General features: G+C 64.9%; 10 protein-coding genes. 8 read left to right on the top strand and 2 right to left on the bottom strand.

Going from position 1 to position 7,242, the window contains the following annotated elements; translation table 11 throughout:
- On the top strand, positions 1-383 hold a 383-nt coding region (locus K675_RS0113360), incomplete at its 5' end, for a LysR substrate-binding domain-containing protein (protein ID WP_037006472.1).
- On the opposite strand, the gene K675_RS30750 is transcribed toward K675_RS0113360, so the two are convergent.
- Positions 336-1,250, bottom strand: a complete 915-nt coding sequence (locus tag K675_RS30750) for a LysR family transcriptional regulator (protein WP_017904018.1) — start codon at positions 1,248-1,250, stop codon at positions 336-338. The genes K675_RS0113360 and K675_RS30750 overlap by 48 nt on opposite strands.
- A gap of 175 nt (positions 1,251-1,425) precedes the next feature.
- Between K675_RS30750 and K675_RS0113345 the strand changes: the two genes are divergently transcribed.
- The 5 genes from K675_RS0113345 to K675_RS0113325 all read left to right on the top strand — a co-directional run bounded on the left by K675_RS0113345 (position 1,426) and on the right by K675_RS0113325 (position 5,482).
- Complete coding sequence (locus tag K675_RS0113345; protein WP_232434428.1) at positions 1,426-2,445, top strand: TauD/TfdA family dioxygenase; 1,020 nt, start codon at positions 1,426-1,428, stop codon at positions 2,443-2,445.
- A gap of 4 nt (positions 2,446-2,449) precedes the next feature.
- Positions 2,450-3,214 (top strand): sulfite exporter TauE/SafE family protein, encoded by a 765-nt coding sequence (locus K675_RS0113340; RefSeq protein WP_017904016.1) that lies wholly within the window; start codon positions 2,450-2,452, stop codon positions 3,212-3,214.
- A gap of 9 nt (positions 3,215-3,223) precedes the next feature.
- Positions 3,224-3,703, top strand: a complete 480-nt coding sequence (locus K675_RS0113335; protein ID WP_017904015.1) for a YbaK/prolyl-tRNA synthetase associated domain-containing protein — start codon at positions 3,224-3,226, stop codon at positions 3,701-3,703.
- Between the two features lie 177 nt (positions 3,704-3,880).
- Positions 3,881-4,075 carry a hypothetical protein gene (locus K675_RS30745; protein WP_017904014.1) on the top strand — a complete coding sequence of 65 codons (195 nt, stop codon included), beginning with the start codon at positions 3,881-3,883 and terminating at the stop codon, positions 4,073-4,075.
- 216 nt (positions 4,076-4,291) lie between these two features.
- Positions 4,292-5,482, top strand: coding sequence for a DUF2252 family protein (locus K675_RS0113325; RefSeq protein WP_017904013.1), 1,191 nt, complete (start codon positions 4,292-4,294; stop codon positions 5,480-5,482).
- A gap of 36 nt (positions 5,483-5,518) precedes the next feature.
- Here the strand turns inward: K675_RS0113325 and K675_RS0113320 are convergent, their stop codons facing one another.
- Positions 5,519-6,391: an undecaprenyl-diphosphate phosphatase gene (locus K675_RS0113320; RefSeq protein WP_017904012.1), complete on the bottom strand. Its 873-nt coding sequence runs from the start codon at positions 6,389-6,391 to the stop codon at positions 5,519-5,521.
- 326 nt (positions 6,392-6,717) lie between these two features.
- Between K675_RS0113320 and K675_RS0113315 the strand changes: the two genes are divergently transcribed.
- Together K675_RS0113315 and K675_RS30740 are read left to right on the top strand one after the other, a co-directional pair.
- The gene (locus tag K675_RS0113315) at positions 6,718-7,002 is read left to right on the top strand and encodes a BrnT family toxin (protein ID WP_017904011.1); all 285 of its coding nucleotides are present in this window, start codon (positions 6,718-6,720) and stop codon (positions 7,000-7,002) included.
- A 3-nt stretch (positions 7,003-7,005) separates the two neighbouring features.
- Positions 7,006-7,203, top strand: coding sequence for a hypothetical protein (locus K675_RS30740; protein ID WP_017904010.1), 198 nt, complete (start codon positions 7,006-7,008; stop codon positions 7,201-7,203).
- Positions 7,204-7,242 lie beyond the last annotated feature (39 nt).

Raw genomic sequence — 7,242 nt, 5'->3', positions numbered from 1 at the left:
CCCCCCCCCAGCCGATGATCCTCACCGGGCGCGACAGCAGTGTGCGCGAGCGGGTCGAGCAGTTGTTCGACGAGCAGCGCCTGAACCTGGTGCCGGGGCTGGAGGCCAACTATATGTCCACAGTGCTGGCGCTGGTGCGCCAGGGCCTGGGCATGACTCTGCTACCGGAGTCGGCGGACGACCGCCTCAGCGGCCTGCGACGCCTGCCGGTGGCACACGCCGGCGTCAGCCGCGAAATCGGTCTGATCACCCGCACCGGTCAGACCCTGGGACCGGCGGCGGCGCGCTTCAGTGCGCTGGTGCGCGAACGCTTCGCGCTGCCGGCAAGCACCCGCTCAGAGCCGGCTGACGTTGTCGCCGAAGGCCCGGATCAGCTCCAGTAGCATTTTCACCCGCAGTGGCAGGTTGCCTGCGGGGTACACCGCATGCATCTGCGGGTTCTCGCCGCTACTGGAGGTCAGCCGATACTCGGAACACACCCGCACCAGCCGCCCCTGCTCCACCTCCGGCTGCGCCAGCCAGTCGGCCAGACGGGCAATGCCCACCCCGGCCAACGCAGCCTGGAATACGGCGGCTCCGGAGCTGAAGCGAAATTTCGGATGCACCCGGTAGCTGATGGCCTGCTGCTCATTGCGAAAATTCCACTCCTTAAGAATCCGCGGGGCGGTGTGCAGAATCAGCGAATGACGGTCCAATGCCTCGATTGAGTCGGGGCTGCCATGACGCTCCAGATAGGCGGGACTGGCATAGAGGTAGCGGGCATAGCTCCATAGCGGAAAACCGATCAGGTCGCTGGATTGCGGAAAGGCGCCACGAATCGAGAAATCCAGCTTGCTCCGGGCCGGGTCGATGGTTTCATCGGTGAAGATCACGTCGATGTTCACCTGCGGATAACGCTCGCAGTACTGGGCGATCAGCCTGGGCATGACACCGTGGCCGAGAAACTCCGGCGCCGAGAAGCGGATCCAGCCATTGGCCAGGCCACTGATGCCCGCCAGGTCCTCGTCGGCCTCACGTTGCAGATCCAGCATTTTGTGGGCATGGGGCAACAGCCGCTCGCCGGCCTCGGTCAGGCTCACCGCATTGGCCGAACGATTGAACAGCTTGACCCCGGCACTCTCTTCGAGTGCCTGAACGGCACGGGTCACAGTGCTTGGCGAACGCCCCAGGGTCCGCGCCGCGGCAATGAAGCTGCGCTTGCGCGCCACCGTCGCGAAGGCTTCGAGCTCACCCAACATATCCAGTGCCATCACTCACCTCGTTGCACTTTTCGCAACGTGGTATTGCAACACAAAAAGGTCCCTTCCGTTAGCCTTCGCGCTTAACCCACAGGGACGTAGGAAAAGAGGAGCAAAGGACGTGTCAAAACTGGATGAGGCTGTCAGAAATTCGGCTAGCCGAATCAGCGGGGAACACCCGCATTGGTTGGTCCGAAATACGCAGGCGCCGACTCTGCAGGCCCTGCCCGAAATCCATCTCTCATTCACCGAGCAACGACGATTGCAGGCAGCGCTCGCTCCCCTGGCCATCCACGACAGCGCCTCGGGCATCGACCGGATGCCGACGCTGGCGCGCCTGCTGGAGAACGTCCTGGGTGCCGAAAAACACCAGGCACTGCGCGACTTTCCCCAGTCCGACGCGGTGGCACTGATTGTCCGTGGCCTGCCGATCGACCTACAGTTGCCGGCAACGCCCTACGACGACGAGCCTGGCATCGAAGAGCTGCCGGTGCTGGCGGGAGCGATCCTGTCCGTGCTGGCAGCGCTGGGTACCCGTCCCGTGGCTTACGCCGGCGAAAGCGACGACACGGTGTTCCGCCACGTCTCACCCAAGCAGGAGCGCGAAAGCGAAGCCAGCTCCTTCGGCTCGCGCCTGAGCCTGGGCATGCACGTCGACAACCCGCACCTGCCGCTGACCTGCGAAACGGTCGACGGGCTTTCGGCCTGCCCCGAATACCTGAGCCTGACCGGCCTGCGCTGTGAACTGGAGGTGCCCACCCGCATCGTCGCCATTCGCGACGTGCTGGACAGCCTGCCCGACTTCGTCGAACAGGAACTGCAGCGACCGAACTTCAACGTTCGCCGGCCGGAGTCCTTCGGCAAACAAGGCAACGTGCTGGAGCACGTCCCGCTGCTCTACAAATCCGCCAGCGGCGGGCTGCATTGCCGCTACAACAAGGCCGCGGTCAGCGCGACCACCGCCAACGCCGACTTTGCCATGCAACTGTTCGCGGCCACCGCCAACCACCCCGATGTCATTCGCCACATCCTGCTCCAGCCCGGCGACATGCTGATCTTCAAAAACCAGCAGACCCTGCACGCCCGGGATGGCTTCGCTCCGCGCTACGACGGCCGCGACCGCTGGATGATCCGCGTGTTCGGGGTCGATGATCCGGCGCGCGTGGTGCCGCTGGACCCGACCCAACCCTTTATCGTCAGAGCCTGATTGCATGTTTGATATCGTCATCCTTTGCTGCTTCGCCTTCGCCGCCGGCCTCATCGACGCGGCGGTCGGCGGTGGCGGACTGATCCAGATCCCCGCGCTGTTCAACGTGCTGCCCTCGGCCCCGCCTGCCGCGCTGCTGGGCACCAACAAGGTGGCCGCCGCCTGCGGCACGACCTTCGCCGCCCGCTCGTTCGTGCGCAAGGTGGTGATCGACTGGAGCCTGGTGATACCGGCAGCCGCCGCGGCGTTCATCATGTCGTTCTTCGGCGCGGCCACGGTCTCGGCCGTGCCGCAGTCGGTGGTACGCCCGGCGGTGCTGGTGATGATCGTGGTGATGGCGCTCTACACCTTCTGGAAAAAGGACTTCGGCGCCCTGCACAAGCCGATGCGGATCGGCACCCGGGAAAAACTGCTGGCCGTGCTGATCGGCGGTGCCATCGGCTTCTATGACGGCCTCTTCGGTCCCGGGACCGGCAGCTTCCTGATCTTCCTGTTCATCCGCTGCTTCGCCTTCGACTTCCTGCACGCCTCGGCCTCGGCCAAACTGGTGAACATCGCCACCAACATCGCCGCGCTGGTGTTCTTCATCCCCACCGGCAACGTCCTGTACCTGGTGGCGCTGCCGATGGCGCTGTTCAATATCCTCGGTGCCCTGACCGGCACCTGGCTCGCGGTGCGCCGGGGCGTGCCGTTCGTACGCGCGCTGTTCCTGGTCTTGCTGGTGATTCTGATCAGCAAGCTTTCCTATGACCTGATCAAACCCTTCTGAGGAGAGCCCATGCCTGCCGTTTTCGATCGACTGGTCAGCCTGCTGGACAGCCATGGTGCCCGCTACCGCGTCCTGCAGCACGATGCCGAAGGGCAGTCGTTTCGGGTCGCCGACATCCGCGGCACCGAACCGGGCCAAGGTGCCAAGGCCATGCTCTGCGCCCTCAAGGGTCAGGGCGAACGCTATGCCCTGGCGATCCTGCCGGGCGACCACAAGCTCGACATGAAAAAGCTCGGCGCCGCCCTGGGCGGGAAGAAGGCCGAACTGGTCAAGGCCGAGACGGCCATGGAACTGACCGGCTGCCGGATCGGTGCGATTCCGCCATTCGTGTTCGACGAACGTATCGAGCTGATTGTCGACCCCAGCCTGACCCGACGTTATGCAGAGATCGCCTTCAATGCCGGGCGACTGGATGCCTCGATGATCCTGGCGAGCCACGACTACCTGGCGATCACCCAGCCGCGCCTGGTCGATATCAGCCAGGCCTGAAGCCGGGCTGCCCACCCGGCGGCTTGGCACTGGTGTTTGCGGGTCAATGGCCCTTGCCACGGCGTGGCGTGCTGACTGGAAACAAGGCGCGACCACTGCCGGCACCCACGCCGGGAGCGAATGGCACTCTGGCTGGTCTGATGAACATCCAGGCACAACCGGGCAGCAGGCACCCGCATGAAAAAAACTTTATGGGCACTGGCCGCCCTCCCCCTGTTCATCGCCACGGCCCAGGCCGCCAGCTTCGACTGCGCACGGGCCAGACAGGCCAGCGAAATCGCCATCTGCAGCGATCGCCAACTGAACGACCTCGACGTCGAGATGAGCACCACAAACCGCTCTGAAGCCTTGCCGGACGTGGCCTGGAGGTAAAACATCTTTCACTGTGCCGGGCAGCCTGGCTGTTTATATTGAACCCGCTCCTTTGACGAACCTCCCGTTGAGCCCGCCCGCATGCGGGCTTTTTTTTCGTCCTCTGAGTGGGCAGGCTCCGAATGCCTGCGCAACATGCGCTCAGGCGAAACCAATCCACACGCCCTACGCTCAAAGGGTCATGCCCGCACATCGACCAGCCAGAGAGCGTACGCCTTGAAACCACCTCGCCCCGGCCAGCGTGCCGCCATCCTGTCCAACCTGCGCAACGAGAAAATGGCCCGCTCCGCCCATGCCTACGTTCGCGGCAACACCGCCCAGTTCTACGAGTGGCTGCACAGCCAGCGCGGCCGCCGCCTGCCCCATGGCCCGAACGTGTGGATCTGCGGCGATTGCCATGTCGGCAACCTAGGGCCGACCGGGGACATCAACGGCGATATCGACATTCACATCCGCGACCTCGACCAGACCGTGATCGGCAACCCGGTGCACGACCTGGTGCGCCTGGCCCTGTCGCTGGCGACCGCCGCCCGTGGCTCGGACCTGCCCGGCGTGACCACCGCACGCATGCTCGAGGAAATGATCGTCGGCTACGAGCAGGCCCTGCTGGACGAAACCGACCTGGTGCCGCATCGCCCATCCCAGGTCAAGGCCGGCCTGCGCGATGCGGTCAAGCGCACCTGGAAAAACCTCGCCCGCGAGCGCATGGAGCACACCAAACCGACCCTACCGATCGGCCGCCATTTCTGGCCCACCTCGCGCAGCGAGAAAGCCGCGATCAAGGCGCTCTGCGAGGGACCGGAAATCCACGACCTGGTCACCGCCCTCAAGGGCCGGCCACGCGATGCCCAGGTGCAACTGCTCGACAGCGCCTACTGGGTCAAGGGCTGCAGCTCCCTGGGCCTGATGCGCTATGCGGTGCTGCTCGGGGTCGGCCACAGAGACGAGCAGGACTACTGCCTGCTCGACATCAAGGAAGCGGTGGCCGCCCTGGCCCCTCGCGGGGCCCACGTGCACATGCCCCGCGACAATGCCCGGCGCGTGCTCGAAGGCGCACGCCAACTGTCACCGAGCCTGGGCGAGCGGATGATGGCGACGCGCTTTCTCGAGCACGGGGTATTCATTCGCGAGTTGCTGCCCCAGGACCTCAAGCTCGATCTGGACAGCCTCGACAAGACCGACGCCAAGCACGCCGCCGGCTACCTGGCGCGGGTGGTCGGCCGGGCGCATGCCCGGCAGATGGATGAGGCGACCCGCAAGAGCTGGCTGGCGGAACTGCAGTTGAATCGCTCCAGAACCCTCGATGCGCCTTCCTGGCTATGGACCAGCGTGGTGCAGTTGGTGGGCAATCACGAACAGGGGTATCTGGAGCATTGCCGGCGCTATGCGCTGGGGCCGAACCCGTGACCAGGCACGGCCGCGAGGCCGCGCCCGGCCCTTGAATCAGGAGAGGAAGCCCTGCTGCACGGCGGCGATCAGGAAGATGCCGAGGACCGCGCGGTAGATCACGAAGGGCCAGGTGGAGAAGCGCTCGAGGAAACGCATCAGACCCCAGATCGCGACGAAGGCCGAAACGCTGGCGACCACGATGCCGAACAGCAGGTGGCTCCAGGCCTCGGCCGGAATCTGCGCATGGTGCAAGACCCACAGCTCCTTCAGGCCAGCCAGGGCAATCGCCGGCAGGCCGAGCAGGAACGAGAAGCGTGCCGCCTCTTCGCGCTTGAAGTCGAGGAACAGCGCCGCCGTCAGGGTCGACCCGGAACGCGAGACACCCGGGATCAGCGCGCCAACCTGGGCGATGCCGACGGTCAGCGCATCACGCAGGCGCATCTCGCCGACCACCCGCCGGTGCCGACAGGTGAATTCCGAGACCGCCAGCAATACCGCCATCACCAGGCAGGAAATCCCGATCACGGTCAGGCCACGCAGCGGCGAGTCGCAGCGGTTCAGCGTTGACGACAGGGCCAGGCCGGCAATGCCGATCGGGATAGTCGCCAGGATGATCGCCACCGCCAGCTTGAACCACTGGCTGTCGAAGTCGCGCTGGCGCACGGCAGTGACACTGCCGCCGACCACATCGCGCACGTCGCGCCAGAAGTAGCTGACCACCGCCGCCAGGGCCGCCAGTTGCATGGCCGCCGAGAACGCCGAACCCGGGTCCTGCCAGCCGAGTACCGCCGGGACGATGCGCATGTGCGCGGTGGAGGAAATCGGCAGCAGCTCGGTGATGCCCTGGATGATCCCGAGGATGCCGATCTGGAGGTAATTCAGCGAAGCGAAGCCGATATCGAGGCCGCTGGAGCAGACGTTAGACAAAATGAGTTCCTGAAAAAGGGCCAAAGGGTTCACGGTCGTCGCACAGGCGCGCAGCAGGGCCTTGACGCTTAGACACAGCGCGGCGAATGATGGGCCGGTTCCCAGCGAATTTCCAGTTAAAACAAAAGCAAAAAGGCAAGCAGTAAACTAATTCTTTTTATGACAAGGCGGCCACGGTCCTCGCGCCGCAGTGCGCAGAACCCTCGCTCGACCCCTTGCGAAACACCCCACGCCCTGGATAGACCCGCTCAACACCGAGCATCAGGATTGCCGGCCCGGGAAGCTGTTCTCATGCCCTCGAACCCCGATTCACCCAGACAGGGCCCATGATGAGTACCTTCCAGATTCGATACGACGAAACCGGCAACACCACCAACAAACAGGAACATGCGGGCATCAGCCTGGCCGATGCCGAGGCGGTGTTCTACGACGAAGGGGCCCTCAGGCTCCAGGACCGGGAGGCTGAGGGCACGCCCTGGATCATCATGGGGCTGGATGCGACCCGACGCCTGCTCGTGGCCTCCTACACCCACTCGGCGCCCGGCAGCGTGCAGCTCCTGGCGGCCCGAATCGCCTCGAGCCATGAAGCCCGCCAATATCTGGAGAACTGATCGATGAAGGCACAATACGATTTCGCCAGGGCCAAGCGCGGCGCAGTGGCCGCCATTGACGGCAAGATCCGCATGACCCTTCTGCTCGACGACGCCGTGGTGACGGCCGCACGGGCCCGTGCGCAAAGCGACACCATCGGTAGCCAGAGCCTCATCAACGATCTGCTGCGCCAGGCCCTGGCCGCTCCGACGGCACCATGAGGCCGATCCCGGGCCCGTCATTGCACGGGCCCGGGACCG

The organism is Pseudomonas fuscovaginae SE-1 (genome assembly GCF_000364705.1).
Taxonomy (GTDB): domain Bacteria; phylum Pseudomonadota; class Gammaproteobacteria; order Pseudomonadales; family Pseudomonadaceae; genus Aquipseudomonas; species Aquipseudomonas fuscovaginae_A.
Note: the sequence above shows the minus strand (reverse complement) of the source record. Positions and strands in the feature narration are given on the sequence as shown.

Excerpts from the sequence above, each read along its gene's own strand:
- K675_RS30750 (WP_017904018.1), bottom strand. The coding sequence starts at position 1,250 with ATGGCACTGGATATGTTGGGTGAGCTCGAAGCCTTCGCGACGGTGGCG.
- K675_RS30740 (WP_017904010.1), top strand. The coding sequence starts at position 7,006 with ATGAAGGCACAATACGATTTCGCCAGGGCCAAGCGCGGCGCAGTGGCC.
- K675_RS30745 (WP_017904014.1), top strand. The coding sequence starts at position 3,881 with ATGAAAAAAACTTTATGGGCACTGGCCGCCCTCCCCCTGTTCATCGCC.
- K675_RS0113335 (WP_017904015.1), top strand. The coding sequence starts at position 3,224 with ATGCCTGCCGTTTTCGATCGACTGGTCAGCCTGCTGGACAGCCATGGT.
- K675_RS0113340 (WP_017904016.1), top strand. The coding sequence starts at position 2,450 with ATGTTTGATATCGTCATCCTTTGCTGCTTCGCCTTCGCCGCCGGCCTC.
- K675_RS0113315 (WP_017904011.1), top strand. The coding sequence starts at position 6,718 with ATGATGAGTACCTTCCAGATTCGATACGACGAAACCGGCAACACCACC.